Here is a 22,506-nt window from a genome sequence, read left to right as displayed (position 1 = left end):
GGCCCAGTCTGCCGTGCGCCACTGACACTCCGCCCCCGGGCCCCGGTCCTCAGCCCGCCACGTCGGCCACCGCCCGGGCCCTGCCCACCACGAAGGCGGCGTGCAGCACCGCCTCGGGGGTCAGGCGGTCACGAAGCAGGCGGCCGGCGGTCGCCTCCAGCGTCCCGAGCCCCAGGTCCCGCGCGAGGGCGCGCGCCTGCTCGACGTCCGACCGCTGCCGCGCGGTCAGCGCCGGCCGGCCGGTCGCCGCTGCCGCCACCAGGACGTCGCCCAGCAGGAGCGACACCCGCCGGACCGGCGAGGGCGGCGGAGCCGGTGCGCGGACCGCCCGCGCGGCGGACGCCTGGGCCCGCAGCCTGCGCATGCGGCGGCGCCAGAAGTCCCAATAGCTGCGCTCCAGCGACCACACCGGGGTGACCGTGGGGCTGACCAGCCTGATCGAGCTCTGGTCCCGCACGAACAGGCCCACCGGCTCGTCCCGCTCCTCGCGGCGCTCGATCGTGACGGCGACCAGCCGTGACCGGACCGAGAGCAGCGTCTGGACCGCCTGCTCGTCCGCCACCGGCAGGCGCAGCAGGTGGGGCCCGCCGTCCGACGCGACGACCGACAGTGTCGTCTCCTGCCGCACCTCGTCGATCCCCACCTCGCCGACGTCCCGGACGAGCACCAGCCGCACGCCCGCCGGGCGCCGGCCGAACCCGACGACGTCCCGCGGGCGCACCCCGGCACCCGTGCGCTCCGCGATCGTGCGGAGCTCGTCCAGGTCGAACCCGTCGCCGTCGAGCCGGCGGAGCACCGGGTTCCCGCCCGCTCCCAGGGCGCCGTCCGGCCGGGTGCGCACCGCGGCGAGGGAGAACGCGCCCTCGCACAGGGTGCTCAGGGAGCGCCCCCACAGCAGCGGGTTGGTCCAGCTGCGCTGGAACCGGGGGTCCGTGCCCGCCGGGCGGCCGGTGACGACCTGCCGCACCCGGCCGGTCGCGGTCGCGTCCCAGCCCAGGTAGGCCAGGCCCCGCGACCCGCTCTGCGACGTCCACCACCGCACGCCGAGGGGCACCCAGCGCGCGACGTCCGTCTCGTCGTCGGTACTCCCCTTGCCCGCGGTCGCCCCGGCGTCCGCGGACGCCGCCGGGCCGGTGCCCTGCCCGCGCGCCGGACCACCGTCCCCGTCGAGCGCCCGCTGGAGCACCTCGCACATCGCCCAGGTCTCGGCGAGCGCGTCCAGCAGGTCGTGCTCGGTCACGGCGTCGTCGCGGCCGGCCAGGCCCGCGACCAGGCCGCCGACCGACCGCAGCAGACCGTCGAACCGCACCGTGCCGACCCGGTCGAACCCGGCGAGACGCACTCGCCCGGCCAGCGCAGCCAGCGACTCGGCGTCGCCCGGGCCGAGGTGGGAGAGCCCGCCGGACACGAGCCGCCCGACCACGTCGCGCACCTCCGCGAGCGCCTCCCGCCGCCGGCGCAGCACGGCCTCGGACGGTGCGCGCACGGCGGGCACCGACTGTGCGACCACCGTTGCGGCGGGTGCGGTGCCGGGCGCCGGCCCCGCACCCGGCGCAACGTCCGGCGGCCCGACGTCCGACGCCACCCCCGCCGCCCACAGGCAGGCGGTCAGCACGTGCTGGCACACGCCCGCCGTCGGGCAGTCGCACGCGACGGCCGCCGGGCCGCGCTCGTCCACGCGGACGGTCGCCCCCGACACGGCGAGGACGGCGCCCTTCGGGTCGTGCGACACCTCGGTCACGCCGCCGAGATCCTTGCGGGCGCGTCGCAGCAGGCCCGCGTTGCCGAGTGCCTTGAGGGCGTCGTCGTCCAGGCCCGCGTACGCGGCGGCCCAGGGGTAGGTGGTCCGGTCGGTCGTGGTCCCGGTCACGAGAGCACCTCCCCCAGCCACTCGGCGAACCGTTCCGGGGTGAGTGCGGCGACCTCCATGCCGCACTCGGCCAGGAGTCGGGCGGTGCCCTGGTCGTAGACGGGTTCCGCCGCCTCGTCCAGGGCGGCGAGCCCGAGCATGGTCACGCCCGAGGCCGCCATCCGCCGCACCGTCGCCAGGAGGTTCGACACCGACCCGCCCTCGTAGAAGTCGCTGACGAGCGCCACCACGGTCCGTGACGGGTTGCGCACCTGCTGCTCCGCGTGCCGCACGGCCCGCGCGATGTCCGTGCCCCCGCCGAGCTGCGCCGTCATCAGCACGGCGACCGGGTCGTCGGCCACGTGGGACATGTCCACCACGGAGGTGTCGAACAGGTAGAGCTGCACGTTCACGCCGGGCAGGCCGGAGAGGATCCCGGCGCACACCGCGGAGTACAGCAGCGACGGCGCCATCGAGCCCGACTGGTCCACGAGCAGGACGACGTCCCAGGTCAGGGTGCGCTTGGCCCGGGCGGAGAAGCGGACGTCCTGCACCGTCATGCGCCCGGCGGCGTCGACGCGGCCCAGGTTGGCGCGGAGGGTGCGCTTCCAGTCGAAGTTCCGCGCGACGCGGTGCATCGAGCGGCGTGACCGGTCGATCCGGCCGTTGACGGCGGTCGCGAACCGGGGACGCAGGCGACGCACGATGTCCTCCACGACCCGCTCGATCACCCGGCGCAGGCCCGCCGCGGCACGCTCGTTCAGGGCGCCGCGCACCTGCAGCATCGCGACGGCGAGTTCCCGCGAGGGTTCCAGGGACTCGATGGCGGTGTCGTCCTGGAGCAGCTCGGTGAGGCCGTACCGGCTCACGGCGTCGACCTGCATGCGTTCGAAGGTCTCGCGGGGGAACAGGCGCCCGGCCTCGTCGAGCCAGCCGAGCGCCGTCACGTCCACGCCGTGCGGCTGCGACCCGCCGAGTCCCGCGCCCCGGTCGGGGCGTGCCTCGCCGTCGCCGCCCCGGCCGGTGCGGTGGCCGCGGGCCGCGTACTCACGGTCGTACAGGTAGCGCAGGGACCGTTCGAGCCCCTCGTCCTGCTGCCCGACCGACAGCTCGTCGGCCGCGTACCGGCCCAGGACCAGCCGCCAGCGACGGGCGGCCTCGTCGTCCGGGACCGCGGTGGACGCACCCGTACCCGGGTCGATCACGCTCATGCCTCTCCTCCCGCCACCCAGTGGGCGAGTCCGTCTCGTTCGAGCACCGCGGCGAGCTCCCGGTCCAGCGCCAGGCCCGCGGCCAGGTCCTGCTCCGCGAGCACCACCCGCACGTCCACCTGCTCCACGCGCGTGCCCGTCCGTTCGGCGACGCGGCGCGCGAGCCGGTGCGTCTCGGTGGGCCGCAACCAGGTGAAGGCGCGCCGCAGGTCCGGCAGGACGGCCAGGAACGCGTCCCGGTCCAGGGCGCGCAGTGCCTCGTCGACGGCGTCGAACATCTCCGGCGCGTGCAGGATCAGGTCCGGGGCGGCGCGCATCACCCCGCCGAGGAACCGCACCGCGGTGCCCGGGTCCGCGCCGGCGGTCAGTGCGCCGCGGACGCGGGTGACCAGCACGTCCTCGGGCACCGCGCCGTCGGTGAAGCCCAGCGCGAGCAGAGCGCCCGCCACGCCCGGGGCGGTACCGTCGCCGTCGCGCAGGCGCTCCAGCTCCCGGGCGACGGCGACCCGGGCGGCGGCGTCGACCCGCTCGCCGCCGGTCTCGCCGTCGGCCGCCGCCGCGTCCCGCAGCAGGGACCGCAGGCCGATCAGGGTGCCGATCGCCGCGTCCTCGTCCTCGGCGCGGACCTTGCCCAGGTCGCCGACGAGGTAGGCGGCCGTGGCGAGCGCCTGGCCCACCAGGTCCAGCAGCTCGGCCGCGTGCTCCTGCGCTCCGAGCTCGACCCGCGCCTGCCAGAGGCCGAGCAGGCGCCGCGCCCCGGCGACGACGGAGTCGACGTCGCGGTCGGTGTCCAGCGTGGTGCGCAGCAGCGAGACGATCCGGGGCAGGTGGGCGCCCAGCCCGATCACGAGCGTCTGGGCCACGAGCCGGGCGACGCCGTCGACGGAGGCGCCCGCACCGGGCCCCGTCCCGGCCAGGCGGGCCTCCGCCTCGTGCAGCCGGGCCAGCGCGACGGCGTCGAGCGTGGCGCCGAGGTGCACCATCTCGACCAGCCGCGCCTCGACCAGCGGCGTCCAGCAGTACTGCCACTCCTCGGTGATCTGGCCCAGGCCGCGGCCGGCCACGTGGTCCGGGCCGGACACGAGCTGCCCGAAGCCCGCGCCGACGAAGTCGAGCAGGGCCAGCACCTGCCGCCGGGCGCGGTGCGACGCCGTGCGCCGGGCGTCGAGACGGGTCGTGCGGGGCACGGAGTCGTCGACCACGAGCCGCACCGCCCGGACCCTGTCCCGGGCGTCGCGGACCAGCGGCGGCGACGCGCTGCCGGGCGGCAGGTCGCCCAGGGCCCGGCCGCCGAAGACCTCGGCGACGGCGAGCCCGAGCGGCCGCTCGGGCTCGCCGGGGCCGCCGATGCCGCCGTCGTCCTGCACGTAGCACGACCGCACGGCGTCCAGCAGGTCGGTGCGGCCCGGGAAGGCTCGCTCGCGCAGGTCCGCCAGGCGGGTCGCCGCCTGGGCCGCCGCGCTGACCTGCGGCAGGCTCACCGCGTGACCGCGGTCGGCCGCGCCGCGGGCGACGTCCACGAGGATCTCCGCGGCCAGCGCACCCGGGCCGGCGGGGCCCGGCTGCGGCGCCGCGTCCAGCCCCAGCGCCCGCAGGTGGGCGGCGTGCAGGCGTTCGTAGTAGCCCGGGGACGGCATGCCCGCCCCGTACCCGCGCAGCCCGTCCAGTCGTTCGTGGTCGTAGCGCACCAGCCACGCCTCGCCCGGGGTCGGCGGCCCGAACCCGCCCTCGGGCTGCCGGGCGCGGACCGCCTCACCCTCCGGCGCGCCCGACAGCGCCTCGACCAGGGCGAGCGTGTGGAACGCACCGGTCACCACGAGCACGGGCCCGGCGTGCCGGTCGGCTGCCTCCGCGACCCGCGCCGCCATGCGCGCCTCACGGTCCAGCGAGCCGTCGGCGGCCAGCACGCTCTCCTCGTAGTCGAGGCGGGCCAGCGCGGCCCACGCGAACACGTCGTCGAACATGCCGCGCCAGTCGGCCAGGTGCGTGCTCGGCCGGGTCTCGAACAGGTGGTCCCAGACCTCGTCGTGGTCCCGGCACCCGAGCCGCCGCGCGAGGGCGGCGACCGCCTCCGAGTGCGCGAGGTAGCGCTCGGACATCAGGGTGCGCGCGAACGGGTCCTCCTGCCCGGCGGCGGGTTCGCCGCCCGCCACGGCGCGCTCGGCCGCCGACCGCTCCCCGAAGGACCGGTCGACGAAGGCCAGCTCGGCGCCGACGGCGTGCCCGGCGCGCAGCGCCACCCACTCCGGGGAGAAGGACGCCAGCGGGTAGAAGCCGGCGCCCTCCCCTCCGGTGCCGCCGTCCGACGCCGGGCCGGGCTCGCCCAGGCTCAGCACCGCGACGGGCGGGCGGGTGGCCTCGTGCAGCAGGTCGGGCACCAGCCGGGTGAACTCCTCCGGTCCCTCGACGAGCACCGCCGCCGGTCGCAGCTCCTCGATCGCGGCACGCACCGCCACCGCGCACGCGGGGCTGTGGTGCCGCACCGGGGCGAGGTAGACGCCCCGCTCGCTGCGGAGCCGCCCGACGGCGTCCGCGGCCGACCGCAGGCGGTCCGGAGCGAGGTCCCGGACGGCGGCGGTGCGCCGGGCCGCGGCGGACGCGCCCGTCACCGCCACAGCGGCTCTGCCGCGGCGAAGAAGGCCTTCCAGCGCGCGTCGTGCCGAGCCCGCTCACGGACGACGTTGTCGACGTAGTGCCGCAGCCGACGTGCGTCCTCCTCCTCGCCCTTGAGCGCCACCCCGGCGATCTGCCGGGCGACCTCGGCCGCCGTCACGGTGCCGTCGCCCAGGTACCGGGCCTCCAGGGACGCGGCGACGGCCACGTTGACCGCCTCGGCCGTGGACATGACCGTCTCGGGGCGCTTGACGGGTGCGCCCTCGCGGGTGCTGCCCGTGCGCAGGTCCTGGAACACGGTGACCAGCACCTCCAGCACCTCGCGCGACACCTCGGGGCGCTCGTCGCGCGGGCCGAGCTCCGTCTCGAGCTGGCGTCGCACCAGCTCGATCTCGAAGTCCCGGTCCCGCACCGGAGCCACGGTCTCGAAGCTGAACCGGCGCTTGAGCGCGGCGGACATCTCGTGCACTCCGCGGTCCTTGAGGTTCGCCGTCGCGATCACCGTGAACCCGGGCCGGGCCGCGACCCGCGCGTCGGGCCCGAGCTCGGGCACCATGAGCTGCTTCTCGGACAGGATCGACACGAGGGTGTCCTGGATCTCCGGGGCACACCGGGTGATCTCCTCGAAGCGCACCACACGCCCCTCACGCATGCCCGTGCAGACCGGCGACGGCACGAGCGACCGCTCGCTCGGCCCCTCGGACACCAGGAGCGCGTAGTTCCACGAGTAGCGCACGTGGTCCTCCGTGGTGCCCGCCGTGCCCTGCACCGTCAGGGTCGACGACCCCGACACGGCCGCCGACAGCAGCTCGGACAGCATCGACTTCGCCGTGCCCGGCTCCCCCACGAGCATCAGCCCCTGCCGCCCCATCAGGGACACGACGGCGCGGTCCACCAGCGGGTCGTCGCCGTAGAACTTGCGGCTCACGCCCAGTTCCTCGGAGCCCACCACGAACGCCCGCACCGCACGAGGGCTGAGCCGCCAGCCCGGCGGACGCTCGTGCCCGCGCTCGGTGTCCCAGGCGTCGAGCGTCGCGAGCTCGGCGGCGTGGCGGACCTCGGCGGGCGGGCGGATCTCGGCGTCGGGGCCGGTGCTCGTGCCGGCGGCGGTGCCCGCCGGCGTGGTGGTGTCCGTAGTCATGGCGTCCTTCGGTGATCGCGTGCGGTTCGACCGCGACGGCCCTGGTCAGGGCCGTCGCGGCCGGCGTGCGATCAAGGTAGCGGGAGCCACTGACACGTCGGCGCGCTCGGGCTCCGGACGAGGTCAGTACTCGCTCTTCTTCTCCCAGTCCGGGTCGAACGCCCCGCCCTCCGCCACGGACACGTAGTCCCGGTAGGAGACCGCGAGCAGCACCTTCGGCACGTCCTGCACCGCGATCCGGCCGTGGTCGTTCCAGGTCCCGGTGCGCCGGAACACGAGGTGCTGCACGGCCGCCGTGATGTTCTCCTCGGGCAGGAACGCGCCGGTGAACTCGATCTCCACCGTGAGGCCGAGCGACGGGTACTCCTTGCGGTAGGCCGAGAACCAGCCGGCGTCCTCCGCCTGCGAGCGCGTGTAGCCGAGCTTGGTGGCGCGGCCGCGGATCGTGAACGAGTCGCTCAGCCAGCCGTTGTGCGTGTCGATCACGGTGGCCGTGCCCGGCAGGTCGGGCAGGGCCGCCCCCGCCTGCTGGTCACCCAGCCCCTGGTCGAACAACGGCGTGACCTCGTAGTCGGCGAGGTGCGCGCGCCAGGCCGGTGCCCCGCGGTCGGGGTCGTCGCCCAGCGTGACCGCGTGCACCACGAACACCCGTGCGTCGTCCGGCAGCGTGACGTCCTCGTCGTCGACGCCGATCAGCGCGCCGCCGTCGCCAGGCCGGAACGTGACGGCCGTGGCCGCCCCGGGCACCTCGGCCGCCCACACGAGCCGCGCCGCGAGCCGCGCCATCAGCGGGTGCCCGAGCACGAACTCGCTCCAGTCGGCGAACGTCCACGTGCGCCCGGTGACCATGGCCTCGGCGAACCGCTGGGTCTGCAGCGCGACGACCGCCTTCAGCTCGGCACGCGACTCCTTGAGCTGCCGCTTCGCGTCGGCGTACGCCTCCTCGTCGTCGGACGCGCGCCTGGCCGGCAGGGACTTGACCACCTTGCCGGACGGGTTGCGCAGCTCGAGCGTGAAGGCCTCGGTGATGCGCCCCGTGACCACCCGCTCGCCCGCGGGCCCGCCGAGGTCGAGCCGCAGGATGCCGTCGTCGTCGAACCCCGCCGTCTGGACCGTGCGGTCGGCGAGCTGGTCGGCGTCCCAGCCGTTGCGGTCGGCGATGTCCTGCGCCAGCGCGGTCGCCGTCTCCTGGACCGTGCGCTGCTTGAACCGGCGCGAGACGGCGAGAAGCTGCTGCACCGCTGCCCGGTCGCCGTTGGCGGCGAGCGCCCGCACCAGGTACTCGGCCTGGGCGCGGCGACCCTTGTGCGCGGAGAAGTAGTGCTGGGCGGTCGACGCGAGCTCGGCACCGGGCATGCCGACGGTCAGGGCGAGCAGGCCCTTCTCCTGCGTGGCCGACCCGAGGTAGGTGGCCTGGTGGTCGCGGTACAGGCCCTTCCACACGTCCTCGACGGTCTTGCCGGCCTCGCCCGCGTAGTACTCGGGGTAGCGCTTGATCATGGACTGGAGGTTGTTCCAGTTGGCCTGCGCGAAGTGGTCGGCGTGGGCGCGCGAGCTCTCGATGTCGGGGCCGCGGGTGTCCTGCGCCACCCAGGCGCGCAGCACGAACGACCCGAGCGCCGCCCGCGAGGCCGGGTCCAGGAGGCCGACGTACCGGGCGATCAGGCCCTCGCCGCTGGGCGACTTGAGCTTCGTGGCCAGGACGAGCCACCAGCGGACCACGTCCCGCGGGACGACGCCGCCCGGCTCGCCGTCGGCGCCGGCGGCCCAGCGGACGTCCGGCACCTGCTCGAACGGGAACCAGCCGAGGGCGGCCGGCACCTTGGCCCGGAGCCCCTTGACCGCCTCGGCCTGCAGGATCTCCGGCGCGAGGTCGGCCGCGATGTCGTCGCCGAGCGACTCCAGGGCGGACAGCAGCGCCGCGCGCACCGCCTCGCGCCGCTCCTTGCCGAGCGCGGCGCGCAGGGCCGGCACGGCGGCCGGGTCGCCGATGCGGCCGAGCCACGCCGCGGCCGAGGCCCGCACCTCTCCCTTGGTGTCCGCGAGCGCCTGCTCGGCCAGCGGGCGCGCGCCGGCGTGCGCCTCGAGCACCTGCTGGGCGGCGAGCCGGTGGGTCTTGCCGGACCCGAGGGCGAGCGCGGTCAGGCCTGGTAGCAGCATCGGCGGCACGGCCGGGAACTCGCGCAGCACGTCGAGCGCCTTGGCGATGCGCTCGCCGCCGATCTCACCGGACTGCAGGATGCGGTCCAGCAGCTCCGGCCGCTCCGCGAACCACGGCCAGGACACCGACGCCGGGACCTCCTCCTGCCCCCACCACCGGTGCAGCACGAGCTCGGTGATGAGCTCCTCGGGCTCCTGCACCTGCACGCGCACCAGGGCCTCGTGGAGCTGGCGCAGGTCGGTGAGCTCGTCGAGATTCCCGCGCAGGCTCCACAGCAGGTTGTTCCGGTTGCCCCGGCCCGCGTGCACCAGCGCCTGCAGGCGGATGTGCACCATGAGGCCCTGCCCGGCGAACGGGTCGCGACGGCGTTCGGTGAGCCACTGGACGAGCGCGGAGGCCTGGTAGCGGCCGAGCTTCTTGACCGGCTCCCGACCGGACAGCGCGCCCGGCAGCGCGTCGAGGTCCTTGTCCGTGATCTTCTGCAGCCGGTCGAGGTTGTTCTGGGCGGACCGCAGGGCCCAGTCCTTCGAGTTCACCGAGAACCGCTTCTTCATCTCGGCGAGGTTGTCGCGCGCCTCGACCGTCGCCTTCTCGATGTCGGCGCGGAGCTGGGCCAGCCAGGCGTCGTCGAGCAGGACGTCGGGCAGCGGCTGCCACTCCGGCAGCTCGACGGCGGCCGTCTCGACGGGCGTCTCCAGCGCGCGGGAGCGCTCCAGGGTCTGCTCCAGCAGCCTGACCCGAGCGCCCTGCCCGCCCGCGACCTTGCCGTTCTCGTCGCGCAGCGGGGCGAGGGCCGCCGCGCACGCGTCGAGGCCGCCCTCCAGCGCCACCAGGCGGGTCACGGCCTCGGCGAGCCGGCCCGACGGCGCACCGGCCAGGTACGGCGCGAGCAGTGCCACCTGCTGGTGGTCGGGAAGGCCCGCGAGATGCTTGAGGGCCGCGACGCGCACGCCCTTGGCGGAGTCGACGGCGAGCTCCGCGACGATCCGCGCGAACTGTTCGCCCGGGGCCTCCTGCGTCGACAGGCGCGTGCCGATACGGCCGAGCACCTCCTCCTTGCCGGCCGCGGTCAGCGTCGGGACGACGTCGGCCAGGAGCGGGGCGTGCTCGCCGACGTACTCGCCGAAGGCGGCGGACTTCATGATCCCCTCGCGGGCGTCGGAGTACCAGGACCGGCTCTTCGCGGACCGGTGCACGATCGCGACGAGCACGGTGCGCGCGACGTCGTCGGCCGGGACGCCGCCCTCGGCCGCCGCCTCCTCGAACGTGGCGGGCGTCCAGCGGGTGCGCGTGGGCTGGTCGCCCGTGCCGGGCCGGTTGCGCTTGGGCGTGCCGATGTGCCCGATGTCGTGCACCAGGAGCGAGAGCCACTCGGGGACGCCCGGGATCTCGACCGTCTCGCAGGCCTGCGCCAGCAGGCGGGCGAGCCGGACGACCTGCTCCATGGAGCCGGTCACGTACATGCGCCGGCGCGCGTTGACGCCCTTGTCCGTGGTCCAGCCCTTGTGCCGGGCGGCGACCTTCTTGACGAGGTCGGGCGAGACCCAGCTCGACCAGTAGGTGGTGCGGCCCGGCTGGTCCAGCAGCCGGTCGACGTCGTCCGTGGCGGCGGACGCCACGCCCGTCAGGACCTCCGGCGTGGTGCCCTGCAGCACGTAACCCACCGCGTCCTCGTACAGACCGTCGCTGACCAGCGACAACGGGGCCAGCGCCTCCGCTGCGCCCCGCGCCGTCTCGTCGCCGCCCAGCACCCGGTCCATCAGCTCCTGCAGCATCTCGCCCCATCACGTCGTCGTCGGCCCCGGGGCAGAGCTCGCCCCTGGATCGTGCTGCCTCCGGCAGCACGCGCCACAAGGTACTGGTGGCCTCTGACACGCCCGTGCGCCCGGCCGAGGACCGGGCGCACGGGCACGGACGGCTAGGGCGCCAGCCGGTGCAGGTCCCGTGGGAACGGCGTCACCTCGCGCACGTTGGCGGCCCCGGCCAGCCGCGCCACCCAGCGCTCCAGACCGATGGCGAACCCACCGTGCGGCGGCATCCCGTGCCGGAACGCCGCCAGGTACGACGCGTACGCGGCCGGGTCCTCGCCCCGGGCCGCGAGGGCCGCCACGTAGTCGGCGTACCGGTGCAGCCGCTGGCCGCCGGTCACGAGCTCCAGGCCGCGGAACAGCAGGTCGAAGCTGTTGCTCCACCGCTCGTCACCGGGCTGCGGGTGGGTGTAGAAGGGCCGCTTCGCCATCGGGTAGCCCTCGATCGCGACGAAGTCGGACCCGTGCTCCGCCAGCGCCCACCGACCCAGCGCCCGCTCGTGCTCCGGCGCCAGGTCGGGCTCGTCGGCGGGCGCGCCGACCAGCCGCAGGGCGTCGGCGAAGTGGAGCACCGGGAACGCGTCCGGGACGCGCGGCACCTCGACGCCCAGCCGGTCGGCGGCCCCCGACGCGCGGACGGCGTCCGACATCCCGGCCAGGACGTCGCGCAGCACCGCCAGCACGTCCCGGTGGTCGCGCACGAACCCGAGCTCGACGTCCAGGGAGCGGTACTCCGCCAGGTGCCGCACCGTGTCGTGCGGCTCGGCCCGGAACACCGGCCCCACCTCGTAGACCCGCTCGAAGACGCCGACCATCTGCTGCTTGTAGAACTGCGGGGACTGCGCCAGGTAGGCGGGCCGCCCGAAGTAGTCGACCTCGAACACGTTCGCGCCCGACTCGGTGGCGGTACCCACGAGCTTGGGCGTGCACACCTCGGTGAACCCCGCGGCGTCGAGGGTCGCGCGGAACCCGTGCAGGCTCGCGGCGGCGACCTCCCACCGCGCCTTCTGCGCGGGGTGCCGCCAGGCGACGGCGGCGTGGTCGAGCAGCGTGGGCAGCGCCGCCGTCAGCGCAGGCCGCCACAGCTCGACGGGCGGCGTCTCCGCCGCGCCGGTGAGGGCCACGATCTCCGGTTCCGTGACCTCCACGCCGCCGGGGGCCTGCGGGTTGGCGGTGACGGTGCCGGTCACCTCGACCGTGGTCTCCTCGGGCGGCACGTCCGGTGCGTCCTGCCCGGCGCCGGTGCGCACCACCACCTGGGTCAGGCCGGTACGGTCCCGCAGCACCAGGAAGGTCACGGTCGCGAGCTCCCGGCGCCGGTGGACCCAGCCCTGCAGGCGCACGCGTGCACCGGCAGGGGCGGCCGGCAGGTCACGGGCCAGGACACGTCCGGGTTCGGGGATGCCGGTCGGCGACGCGGTCAGGGACGGCAAGGGTGGTCTCATCATTCCTCCAGAAGGCGCAGGCCCTGGAGGAGCGGGCGGGGGCTAGGTCGCGGTGCCACCACTCCTTTGCCGGGAAGCCCCGGCCTCTCGTCGGTACGCCGCACGCGCGGGCGGGCGCCTGCCCGGCGGACCGGGCCGAGGTTCGTCACGCCTCACGCTCACCACCGCACACGCTATGCCCGACGGCGGTCGTGGCGCCACCACGAATCCGTTCACACCCGCCCGGAGACCACCTCCGTGAGCCAGGTCCGGACGGCACGCCCCACCGCGGCGTCGTCCTCCAGGGGCACCAGGTGGCCGCGCCCGGGGAAGGTGACCACCCCCGGGTCGCCGGGCAGCGCCGCGCGGAGCCGGGCGGCCTGCTCGACCGGGATCCACGGGTCGGCGTCGGCCCAGCCGATGCGCACCGGGCTGCGCACCGCGCCGAGCCGGCGCACGATCGGCGCGGTGTGCTCGGGCGAGAGCCGGGCGATCTGCCGGTAGAAGGCGGCCTGGCCCACGGCGTCGAGCCAGGGTTCGGCGAGCGTGGCCACCACGTCGTCCGGCAGGCCGTGGTTGGCGGCCCCGGCGATGTACTCCCGCACCAGGGCGGCGTGCAGCGGCCCGGGCACGGCCGCGAAGACGGGTTCGTGCTCGGCCACGAGCCGGAAGAACGGCGAACCCCAGGGGTCCAACGTCACGATGTCGAGCAGGAACAGGCTCGCGACCTCCACGTCCTCCAGGAGGTGGGCGCCGAGCGCCACCGCTCCCCCGATGTCGTGCGCCACCATGTGCGGCCGGTCCAGCGACCAGTGCCCGAGCAGGGCGGCCAGACGGCGGCGCTGGGTCACGAGGTCGACCGCGACGTCGGCCCCCTTGGGCGAGGCGCCGTACCCGGGCATGTCCCAGAGGAAGACCCGGTGGTCGCGGCTCAGGGCCCGGGCCACGGGCGCCCACACCCGCGCCGACCAGGGGGTGCCGTGGCAGAGCACGACGTCACCGGCCGGGCTCCGGCCCTCCGGCTCCAGCACGTAGGTGGCGACGCGGACACCGCCGTCGGGCGCCGCATCGCCACCGGGCAGCTCGACCAGGACGGGCGGGGGCAGGCCGGCACCGGATGCCGGATCGAACGAAGTACCGGGCATGCCCCGACGCTAGCGCGAGCCACCGACACCCCTCACGAAGAGAGCTTAGGCTGCCCTAACTTCTGCTGTTATGCTCGCAACGTGATGACATCTTGTCAGCACACCAGCGTCGCGCCGGAGGAGAACCCGTGAGCCTGCCCGTCGAGGAATTCGCCCCCGTCCCCCTGTCCGCCCTGCTGCGCGAGGGCACTCGCGTCGCGCACGGCGAGGCCAACTCCGAGCAGTTCATCGAAGAGCTCATGTCCGGCGCGCTGACGCGAGCCGCGTACGCCGACCTCTCGGCCCAGCTCCTCGTGGTGTACGAGGCCCTGGAGGAGGCGAGCGCCGCCCTCGGCACCGACCATCGCGGCGCCGGCCTGGTGTTCCAGGAGCTCACCCGCGTGCCCGCGATCGAGCGGGACCTGGCGTTCCTGTACGGCCCGTCGTGGCGCGAGGAGATCCGCGTCCTGCCGGCCACCCGCGCCTACGCGGACCACGTCCGCGAGGTCGGCGGCAGCCTGCCGCACTACGCGGCGCACTCCTACACGCGCTACCTGGGCGACCTGTCGGGCGGCCAGATCGTCAAGCGGATGATGAAGCAGCACTACGGCCTGGACGAGGAGGGCCTCGCGTTCTACACCTTCCCCGACATCCCGAAGGTGAAGGTGTTCAAGGACGCCTACCGCCACCAGCTCGACCTGCTCGACCTCGACGAGGACGAGGTGGCGGCCACCCTCGCGGAGACGCACCTGGCGTTCCGCCTGAACCGGGCGGTCTTCACGGAGCTCGCCGAGGTCCACTGCTGACCCTGTGACCTGCGCGTCCGACATCTCACATCGTCTGACTTGTCACAGCGCAGGGGGGTCACAACCAGGCCGGCTGCGGTGTCAACTCGGGTATGGACACCATCGAACGGCGCATCTCCACCACCGCACTCGTCATCGGCACCGGGGGCTCCGGCCTCCGGGCCGCGATCGAGCTCGCCGAGCAGGGGGTGGACGTCCTCGCGCTGGGCAAGCGCCCCCGCATGGACGCCCACACCTCGCTCGCCGCGGGCGGCATCAACGCGGCCCTCGGCACGATGGACGCGGAGGACAGCTGGCAGCAGCACGCCGCCGACACCATCAAGGAGAGCTACTTCCTGGCCAACCCGCACACGGCCGAGATCGTCGCGCGGGGTGCCGCCCAGGGCATCGCCGACCTGGAGCGGTACGGCATGGCCTTCGCCCGGGAGGAGGACGGCCGCATCTCGCAGCGGTTCTTCGGCGCGCACACCTACCGCCGCACCGCGTTCGCCGGGGACTACACGGGCCTGGAGATCCAGCGGTCCCTGGTCCACCGGGCCACGCAGCTCGACATCCCGATCCTGGACTCCGTGTACGTCACCCGGATCCTGACGCACGACGGCGCCGTCTTCGGCGCCTACGGCTTCGACCTCACCGACGGCACGCCGTACCTGATCCACGCCGACGCCGTGATCCTCGCCGCGGGCGGGCACAACCGCATCTGGCGGCGCACGTCCTCGCGCCGTGACGAGAACACCGGCGACTCGTTCCGCCTGGCGGTCGAGGCGGGCGCCCGGCTGCGCGACCCGGAGCTGGTGCAGTTCCACCCGTCGGGCATCCTGGAGCCCGAGAACGCGGCGGGCACGCTGGTCTCCGAGGCGGCGCGCGGCGAGGGCGGCATCCTGCGCAACGCGCTGGGCGAGCGGTTCATGGCGACGTACGACCCCGAGCGGATGGAGCTGTCCACCCGCGACCGCGTGGCCCTGGCCGCGTACACCGAGATCAAGGAGGGGCGCGGCACAGCCAACGGCGGCGTCTGGCTCGACGTCTCGCACCTGCCGCGGGAGACGATCATGACGCGCCTGCCGCGCGTCTACCAGACGATGCTCGAGCTGCAGATGCTCGACATCACCACCGACCCGATCGAGATCGCGCCCACCGCGCACTACTCGATGGGCGGCGTCTGGGTGCGGCCCGAGGACCACAGCACCGAGGTGGACGGCCTGTATGCGATCGGCGAGGCGTCCAGCGGCCTGCACGGCGCCAACCGCCTGGGCGGCAACTCGCTGATCGAGCTGCTGGTCTTCGGCCGCCTGGTCGGCCGCGCGGCCGCGGCCTACTCCGCCGGCCTGGAGGCCCAGCGCCGCTCCCACGACGCCGAGGCCCGCGCCCGCGCCGAGGTCGCCGACCTGCTGGCCGCCGACGGCACCGAGAACGTACGCGCCCTGCAGCGCGCCGTGCGCAACACGATGACCGAGCACGCGGGCGTCGTCCGGGACGAGGCGGGGCTGCTCGCAGGCATCGAGGAGCTGGCCGAGATCGAGGAGCGCGCCACGCACGTGGGCGTGCACCCGGACATCGCGGGCTACCAGGACCTCGCCCACGCGTTCGACCTCAAGGCGTCGCTCATCGCGGCGCGGGCCACGCTGGAGGCCGCGCTCGAGCGGCGCGAGACCCGCGGCTGCCACAACCGCAGCGACTACCCGGACCTGGACCCGAACCTGCAGGTGAACCTGGTCTGGTCGCCGTCGACGGGCATCGTCCGCGAGGAGATCCCCGCCGTCCCGGAGGAGATCGCCACCCTGATCGCGGCCCAGGAGGTCTCGACGGCAGGCAAGCTGGTCGAGTAAGCCGGGGGGCTCAGCGCGGCGGCAGCGGGTCGCGGAGGATCAGCCGCGGCTCCACCAGCACGTACGTCGGCTCCTGGGCGGCGTCGTGGACCAGCACGACGCTGCCCGTGGGCCCCATCAGGAGGTCCAGCACCCCGGCCGCGACCTGCTCCGGGAGCTGCTCCACGCTGCTGATGCCCAGCGCCTCGGCGGCCGGGGTGTTGTCGAACCCGACCACGGGCAGCTCGGGCCGGCCCAGCGCCGTCGCCGCGAGGTGCGCACCGATGGCGAGGGAGTCGCTCACGCAGACGATCGCGTCCACGGCCGGTTGGGCCGTGAGGGCGGCGCCGGTCAGGTCCCGCGCCAGGCTCACGCTCTCCTCGGTGTGCCAGCGGGGGCCGACGGCGCCGGCAGCGGTCATCGCCTCGTGCCAGCCGCGGGCGCGGTCGTCGCCCGTCCCCGATCCTTCCGGCCAGCCGAGGAACGCGATCGTGGACCGGCCGCGGTCGAGCAGGTGCCGGGTGGCCGCGCGGGTGCCGGCGGCGCCGTCGACGTCGGCCCAGGAGTGCGGCGGCACGCCGCCGTCGGACCGCCAGGGGCGGCCGAACGAGACGAACGGGACGCCGCGCTCCTGCAGCCAGGTGGTTCGGGTGTCCTCGTGGGACGTACCGGTGAGCACGACGGCGTCGATCTCGCCGCCGTCGACGAGGTCGCCGATGCGGTCGATCTCCTCGCCCGGTGTGCGTGCCGCGTACAGCAGCACCCGCATGCCGCGCTCGCTGGCGTGCTCGGTCAGGGCGTGGACGAAACGGTCGAGCACCACCCCGGAGATGCCGCCCGCGTACGGGTCGAGCCGCACGCCGAGGGTGGAGCTGCGCCGGGTGCGCAGCCGGCGGGCGGCGGCGTGCGGGCGGTAGCCGAGCTCGGCGATGGCGCGCTGCACGCGTTCCCGCGTGGGCGCCCGGACGATCTCCGGGGAGTTGAGCACGTTGGAGACGGTCTGCCGGGACACGCCGGCGGCGCGGGCGACGTCCTGCACGGTGGGGACCTTCGCCATGGTGATCCCTCCTGCCCGCCGTCGTGAACCAGCCTGCGCCGCCCGCAGCCGGGGCGTCCGGAACGTCATCCTAGGGCGGCACCCGGCCTTGACATCCCGCCCGGACGCTCCCTAATCTCGGGCTCAGCATAATTTGATCGTTCAAATTTGCCACGTCACGGGACTCGTCAAGGGAGAAGAGACAAATGACACGGCCCATCTCGCGCAAGGCCGCGGGCGCCGGCGCGCTCCTCGCGGCCGGTATGCTCACGCTCACCGCCTGCGGCGGCTCCGGCTTCGAGGAGCCCGCCCAGGGCGACCCGACCACGAGCGCGCTGACCAGCTCCGACGACGCGCTCTCGGTCCTGATCGGGTCGTCCGGCGACGCCGAGACCGACGCGGTCACCGAGGCCGTCGCGGCCTGGTCCGCCGACTCCGGCGTCGAGGCCGAGGTCCAGGTCGCCTCCGACCTGCCGCAGCAGCTCTCGCAGGGCTTCGCGGCCGGTTCCCCGCCGGACCTGTTCTACCTGGCGCCCGAGGCCATCGCGGGCTACGCCGAGAACGGCTCGCTGCAGCCCTACGGCGACCTGCTGGCGAACAAGGACGACTTCTACCCGTCGCTCGTGGAGAACTTCACCGTCGACGACACGTTCTACTGCGCGCCCAAGGACTTCTCGACCCTGGCGCTCGTCATCAACACCCAGCTCTGGGCGGACGCCGGCCTGACCGACGCCGACATCCCCACCACGTGGGACGAGCTGGCCGCCGTGGCCGAGCAGCTCACCACCGACGACCAGGTGGGCCTCTCGTTCGGCGCCGAGTACCAGCGCGTGGGCACCTTCATGGCCCAGGCCGGCGGCGGCCTCGTGGTCGACGGCGAGCCCGTGGCCGACAGCGCGGGCAGCGTCGAGGGCCTGGACTACGTCAAGAGCCACCTCGAGGACGGCACGTTCGCGTACGCGGCAGATCTCGGCGCCGGCTGGGGCGGCGAGGCCCTCGGCAAGGGGCTGGCCGCCATGGTCGTCGAGGGCAACTGGGTCACCGGGGCACTGACGAACGACTTCCCCGACATCGAGTACCAGGTCGCCGAGCTGCCCGCCGGACCCGCCGGCCAGGGCACGCTGCAGTTCACCAACTGCTGGGGCATGGCCGCCGACAGCCCCAACCAGGAGGCTGCCCTCAGCCTGGTGGAGCACCTGACGAGCACCGAGCAGCAGCTCGCGTTCTCGGAGGCGTTCGGCCCGATGCCGTCCATCGACTCGGCCGCGGCCGACTGGAGCGCCGCCAACCCGGACCTCACCGCCTTCCTCGACGGTGCCGCGTACGCACAGTTCCCGCCGAACTGGGCCGGAGCGACCGACGTCATCACCGACCTCAACGCGCAGCTCGAGTCGCTGGAGTCCGGTGACCCGCAGACGATCCTGGAGACGGCGCAGTCGAACCTCGAAGCGATCGCCGAGTAGGCACGCATGTCCCTTCTCGCGTCGCCGCGTGACGCCGCACCCCGCCGTGCCGGGTCCCCTCGCGGGATCCGGCACGGCGAGGCCGTCGCCGGATGGCTCTTCACCCTGCCCGTGCTCGTGATCCTGGGCGTGTTCCTGCTCGTCCCGGTCCTGATGGCGCTCTGGGTCAGCTTCTCGGACTGGTCCGGGCGCGGCAGCCCCCTGTCGTCCGGCGTCGGCTTCGTGGGGCTGGACAACTACGCGGCGGTCACCACGGGCGGCGGCCTGGCCGAGCGCGACTTCGGCGTCGCGCTGCGCAACAACGCCTGGTACGTGCTGCTGGTGGTCCCGCTGCAGACGGCGCTCGCCCTGTTCCTCGCGGTGCTCGTCAACCGCGCGGTGCTGCGGGGGCGCGGCGTGTTCCGGACGGCCTTCTACTTCCCGTCCGTCACCAGCTCGGTGGCGATCACGGTGCTGTGGCTGTTCCTGTTCTCCACGTCGGGCGTGGTGAACACGGTCCTCGCCCGGGTCGGCGTCGCCGGGCCCAACTGGTTCAACGAGCCGAGCGGCGTGCTGCACAACCTGCTGGCCGCGTTCGGCATCCGGTCCGGGCCCGACGCCCTGACGCAGCACGGCTTTCTCGGCCTCACGTGGTGGGACTGGCTGGCCGGGCCCTCGGTCGCGATGTCCGCGTTCGTGCTCATGGCGATCTTCACCACCAGCGGCACGTTCATGCTGCTGTTCGTCGCGGGCCTGCAGAACATCGCCCCCGAGGTCGAGGAGGCCGCGATGGTCGACGGCGCGAACGGCTGGCAGCGGTTCTGGCGCATCACGCTCCCCCAGCTGCGGCCCACGCTGTTCACGGTGCTGACCCTGGGCCTGATCGGCTGCTGGCAGGTGTTCGACCAGATCTACACCGGCACCCAGGGCGGCCCCGGCAAGACGACGCTCACGCCCGCCTACCTCAGCTACCAGTCGGCGTTCCTGTCGCAGGAGTGGGGCCAGGGCGCCGCGATCGCGTTCATCCTGTTCGTCATCATCGTGCTGCTGACCATCCTGCAGAGGTGGGTCCTGCGCGAACGCCCCGACGTCCCCCGCCGGGCCCGGCGCCGCGCCACGTCCCCGGGGGCCGCCCGATGAGCGCCCCGGCCCGCCCTCCGCTGCGCACCCGCCGGCTGTCGCGCACGGGCCTGACGTGGCAGGTCGGCCTCTACGCGCTGCTGGTCCTGCTGGCGCTGGTCTACGTGTACCCGTTCCTGGTCCAGCTCGCGACGTCCGTCAAGACCGAGGCGGACGCCGCCGCGGACCCGGTCTCGCTCGTCCCCGACCCGCTGACCTGGTCGGCCTACGGGCGCCTGTTCCTGCGATCGGACTTCCCGGTCTGGTTCGCCAACTCCGCCGTCGTCACGGTGCTCGTCACCGCGGGCCGCGTGTTCTTCGACTCCCTGGCGGGCTACGCGCTGGCCCGGCTGCGCTTCCGTGGCCGCGGCGTGGTCTACGCGGCGCTCGTGGCCGTCATGGCGGTGCCCACGGTGGTGCTGCTGATCCCCAAGTTCCTCGTGATCAACCAGCTCGGCATCTACGACTCGTACGCGGGCATGGTGCTGCCGCTGCTCGTGGACGCGGCGGGCGTGTTCATCATGAAGAACTTCTTCGAGTCCGTCCCGGCCTCGGTCGAGGAGCAGGCCCGCATCGACGGCGCCGGCACCTTCCGGATCTTCTGGTCCGTGGTGCTGCCCATGGCCCGGCCCGCGCTCGTCACCATCGTCATCCTGTCGTTCCAGGGCTCCTGGAACGAGCTGAGCCACTTCATCGTCTCCGCCCAGTCCCCCGAGCTGACCACGCTCACCAAGGGCGTCGCCTCCCTGGCCAGCGGCCAGCTCAGCCAGGGCAGCCAGTACCCGATCAAGCTCGCCGCCGCGGCGATCATGACCATCCCCGTGGCGGTCGTGTTCTTCGTGTTCCAGCGGCGCATCATGAACACCAGCGAAGGAGCCGTCAAGGAATGACGACGTCCAGCATGACGCCGAGCCTCACGCCGCCCACCACCCGGCCCCTCCAGCCGCTGCTCGACGACGCCGTCATCGCGCTGCGCGCCCCGACCCAGGTCTGGTCCGGCCGCGACGGCGACCTGGGCGCCGCGCCGGTCGACGGCGTCTACCACGGCGACGTCCGGCACGTGCGCGGCCTCGTGCTGGAGTGCGCGGAGTCGGCCGTCGAGTACGTCTCCGTCGCGCCCGAGAGCGCCTCGCGGGTGGTGTTCGGCGGGCTGCTGCGCGGTGCGGACGACGCCCAGCCCGACCCCAAGGTGCGCCTCGTGCGCGACCGGCGCGTCACGGACGGGTCGCTCACGGAGACCTGGACGGTCGCCTCCCACCTGACCGAGCCGGCGCGCGTCACGCTCCGCCTGCGCCTGCGCCCGGACTTCACGACGCTGCACGAGGTCAAGGCCGGGCTGGCCGGCCCGGCCGGTGCCACGGACGAGCCCGGGCACGACCTCGCCGTCACCACCGCACCGGGCACGGCGACGGCGGCCTCGGGCACCCGATCGCTCACCCTCACCGCCGACGGCGCAACCGTGACCACCGCCGCGGACGGCGAGATCGTGGCCTCCTGGGCGCTCGACGTCCCGGCCCGCGGCAGCGCCGAGGCCGCCTGGACCCTCGACCTGCACGACGACGCCCTGGTCGTCCGGGGCGCCGGAGGCACCTGGCCCGGCCGCCCGGCCGGCACCACCGACGGCAGCCGGCCCACCCTCCCCGCCGACGCCGATCCCCGCCTGGGCCGCTGGCTCGACACCGCCCTCGACGACCTCGACGCCCTGCGGCTGACCCTGCCGGACCAGCCCGGCGACGAGTTCTTCGCCGCCGGGGCGCCCTGGTTCTTCACGCTCTTCGGCCGGGACGCGATCTGGGCCGCCCGGCTCGCGCTCCCCGTCGACGTCCGCATCGCGGCCTCCACCCTGCGCGTGCTCGCCCGGCTGCAGGGCACCACGCACGACGTCGGCACCGCCCAGGAACCCGGCAAGATCCTGCACGAGCTGCGCGCCGCACCGCTGGAGATCCCGGGCGAGGGCATCGTCCTGCCGCCGCTGTACTACGGCAGCGTCGACTCCACCCCCCTCTGGGTCTGTTTGCTCGCCGACGCCTGGCGCGCGGGCATGCCCGACGACGAGGTCACCGCCCTGCTGCCCGCGCTCCGCGGCGCCCTGACCTGGCTGGTCGAGCACGGCGACAGCGACGGCGACGGGTTCCTCGACTACATCGACCGCACCGGCCGCGGCCTGGCCAACCAGGGCTGGAAGGACTCCGGCGACTCCATCCAGTGGCGCGACGGCAGCCTCGCCGAGGGACCGATCGCGCTCTGCGAGGTCCAGGGCTACGCCTACGAGGCGGCGCTCGCGGGCGCCGAGATCCTGGAGACCCTCGGGGCGACGGCGGGCGGCGCGACGGCGGACGACCCGCTGCACCCGGACCGCCTGCGGGCCTGGGCCGTGGACCTGCGCACCCGGTTCGCGCAGACGTACTGGGTCGAGACCCCGGAAGGCCGGTACCCGGCCGTCGCGCTCGACCGGCACAAGCGGCCGGTCGACACGCTGACGAGCAACATCGGGCACCTGCTCGGTACCGGCATCCTGGACGCGGCCGAGGAGGAGCACGTCGCGGGTCTGCTGCTCGGCCCCACGATGTCGTCCGGGTTCGGCATCCGCACCATGTCGACGGACGCCGCGGGGTACTGGCCGCTGTCGTACCACGGGGGCAGCGTCTGGACGCACGACACCGCCATCGCCGTGCACGGCATGCACCGGGCAGGGCTCGCCGGCCACGCCCGGCGTGCGGTCGACGGGCTGCTGGCGGCGGCCGAGGGCTTCGCCTACCGCGTCCCGGAGCTGCACGCCGGCGACCGGGCCACCCGCGCCGGTGTGCCCACGCCCTACCCGGCGGCCTGCCGCCCGCAGGCGTGGTCGGCCGCGGCGGCGGTCACCTGCCTCGCGGTGGCGGGCGCGCGGGCAGACGACGTCATCGCCTGACCCGGACTCCCCGGAGGTCCGCCGCGGACGTCGCGCGGCGGACCTCTCCGTGT

Annotated in this window: 14 protein-coding genes; 6 read left to right on the top strand and 8 right to left on the bottom strand. The window is 74.6% G+C overall.

The features are described 5' to 3' along the window. Window positions 1-49: 49 nt before the first annotated feature. From ACO229_RS03040 to ACO229_RS03010, 7 genes are all read right to left on the bottom strand, one after another. Window positions 50-1,870 carry a hypothetical protein gene (locus ACO229_RS03040; RefSeq protein ID WP_423463717.1) on the bottom strand — a complete coding sequence of 607 codons (1,821 nt, stop codon included), beginning with the start codon at window positions 1,868-1,870 and terminating at the stop codon, window positions 50-52. Further along, window positions 1,867-3,060, bottom strand: coding sequence for a VWA domain-containing protein (locus ACO229_RS03035; protein WP_423463716.1), 1,194 nt, complete (start codon window positions 3,058-3,060; stop codon window positions 1,867-1,869). Before ACO229_RS03035 ends, ACO229_RS03040 begins: the two co-directional genes overlap by 4 nt. Then, window positions 3,057-5,669: a DUF5682 family protein gene (locus ACO229_RS03030; protein WP_423463715.1), complete on the bottom strand. Its 2,613-nt coding sequence runs from the start codon at window positions 5,667-5,669 to the stop codon at window positions 3,057-3,059. The genes ACO229_RS03035 and ACO229_RS03030 overlap by 4 nt, the downstream gene beginning before the upstream one ends. Next, window positions 5,666-6,814, bottom strand: coding sequence for an ATP-binding protein (locus ACO229_RS03025; RefSeq protein WP_423463714.1), 1,149 nt, complete (start codon window positions 6,812-6,814; stop codon window positions 5,666-5,668). The genes ACO229_RS03030 and ACO229_RS03025 overlap by 4 nt, the downstream gene beginning before the upstream one ends. Window positions 6,815-6,937: 123 nt before the next feature. After that, window positions 6,938-10,750, bottom strand: coding sequence for a DUF4132 domain-containing protein (locus ACO229_RS03020; protein WP_423463713.1), 3,813 nt, complete (start codon window positions 10,748-10,750; stop codon window positions 6,938-6,940). A gap of 143 nt (window positions 10,751-10,893) precedes the next feature. Beyond that, on the bottom strand, window positions 10,894-12,216 hold the full coding sequence (aspS, locus tag ACO229_RS03015) for an aspartate--tRNA(Asn) ligase (protein ID WP_423463712.1): 1,323 nt from the start codon (window positions 12,214-12,216) through the stop codon (window positions 10,894-10,896). Window positions 12,217-12,440: 224 nt separating this feature from the next. Next, a complete protein-coding gene (locus ACO229_RS03010; protein WP_423463711.1) occupies window positions 12,441-13,352 on the bottom strand; it encodes an alpha/beta fold hydrolase in 912 nt (303 codons plus the stop codon). 128 nt (window positions 13,353-13,480) lie between these two features. On the opposite strand from ACO229_RS03010, the gene ACO229_RS03005 reads away from it, so the two are divergent. Together ACO229_RS03005 and ACO229_RS03000 are read left to right on the top strand one after the other, a co-directional pair. Beyond that, window positions 13,481-14,137, top strand: coding sequence for a heme oxygenase (biliverdin-producing) (locus tag ACO229_RS03005; protein WP_397417583.1), 657 nt, complete (start codon window positions 13,481-13,483; stop codon window positions 14,135-14,137). A 92-nt stretch (window positions 14,138-14,229) separates the two neighbouring features. Further along, window positions 14,230-15,966: an FAD-binding protein gene (locus ACO229_RS03000; RefSeq protein WP_423463710.1), complete on the top strand. Its 1,737-nt coding sequence runs from the start codon at window positions 14,230-14,232 to the stop codon at window positions 15,964-15,966. A 10-nt stretch (window positions 15,967-15,976) separates the two neighbouring features. Here ACO229_RS03000 and ACO229_RS02995 read toward each other — a convergent pair whose 3' ends face one another. Further along, a complete protein-coding gene (locus ACO229_RS02995) occupies window positions 15,977-17,002 on the bottom strand; it encodes a LacI family DNA-binding transcriptional regulator (protein WP_423463709.1) in 1,026 nt (341 codons plus the stop codon). Between the two features lie 185 nt (window positions 17,003-17,187). Between ACO229_RS02995 and ACO229_RS02990 the strand changes: the two genes are divergently transcribed. Genes ACO229_RS02990 through ACO229_RS02975 form a run of 4 tightly spaced genes read left to right on the top strand, consistent with a single transcriptional unit; the run spans window position 17,188 to window position 22,453 of the window. Further along, complete coding sequence (locus ACO229_RS02990; protein WP_423463708.1) at window positions 17,188-18,444, top strand: sugar ABC transporter substrate-binding protein; 1,257 nt, start codon at window positions 17,188-17,190, stop codon at window positions 18,442-18,444. 6 nt (window positions 18,445-18,450) lie between these two features. Beyond that, window positions 18,451-19,563 (top strand): carbohydrate ABC transporter permease, encoded by a 1,113-nt coding sequence (locus ACO229_RS02985; protein ID WP_423463707.1) that lies wholly within the window; start codon window positions 18,451-18,453, stop codon window positions 19,561-19,563. Beyond that, the gene (locus ACO229_RS02980) at window positions 19,560-20,432 is read left to right on the top strand and encodes a carbohydrate ABC transporter permease (protein ID WP_423463706.1); all 873 of its coding nucleotides are present in this window, start codon (window positions 19,560-19,562) and stop codon (window positions 20,430-20,432) included. The genes ACO229_RS02985 and ACO229_RS02980 overlap by 4 nt, the downstream gene beginning before the upstream one ends. Then, window positions 20,429-22,453, top strand: coding sequence for a glycogen debranching N-terminal domain-containing protein (locus ACO229_RS02975; protein WP_423463705.1), 2,025 nt, complete (start codon window positions 20,429-20,431; stop codon window positions 22,451-22,453). The genes ACO229_RS02980 and ACO229_RS02975 overlap by 4 nt, the downstream gene beginning before the upstream one ends. Window positions 22,454-22,506 lie beyond the last annotated feature (53 nt).

Source organism: Promicromonospora sp. MS192 (assembly GCF_049532985.1).
Classification (GTDB): domain Bacteria; phylum Actinomycetota; class Actinomycetes; order Actinomycetales; family Cellulomonadaceae; genus Promicromonospora.
This window is presented reverse-complemented; position numbering and strand designations above follow the sequence as displayed.

Coding starts and splice junctions, on each gene's coding strand:
- ACO229_RS02985 (WP_423463707.1), top strand. CDS start 18,451: ATGTCCCTTCTCGCGTCGCCGCGTGACGCCGCACCCCGCCGTGCCGGG.
- ACO229_RS02975 (WP_423463705.1), top strand. CDS start 20,429: ATGACGACGTCCAGCATGACGCCGAGCCTCACGCCGCCCACCACCCGG.
- ACO229_RS03010 (WP_423463711.1), bottom strand. CDS start 13,352: ATGCCCGGTACTTCGTTCGATCCGGCATCCGGTGCCGGCCTGCCCCCG.
- ACO229_RS02990 (WP_423463708.1), top strand. CDS start 17,188: ATGACACGGCCCATCTCGCGCAAGGCCGCGGGCGCCGGCGCGCTCCTC.
- ACO229_RS03020 (WP_423463713.1), bottom strand. CDS start 10,750: ATGCTGCAGGAGCTGATGGACCGGGTGCTGGGCGGCGACGAGACGGCG.
- ACO229_RS02995 (WP_423463709.1), bottom strand. CDS start 17,002: ATGGCGAAGGTCCCCACCGTGCAGGACGTCGCCCGCGCCGCCGGCGTG.
- ACO229_RS03025 (WP_423463714.1), bottom strand. CDS start 6,814: ATGACTACGGACACCACCACGCCGGCGGGCACCGCCGCCGGCACGAGC.
- ACO229_RS03035 (WP_423463716.1), bottom strand. CDS start 3,060: ATGAGCGTGATCGACCCGGGTACGGGTGCGTCCACCGCGGTCCCGGAC.
- ACO229_RS02980 (WP_423463706.1), top strand. CDS start 19,560: ATGAGCGCCCCGGCCCGCCCTCCGCTGCGCACCCGCCGGCTGTCGCGC.
- ACO229_RS03000 (WP_423463710.1), top strand. CDS start 14,230: ATGGACACCATCGAACGGCGCATCTCCACCACCGCACTCGTCATCGGC.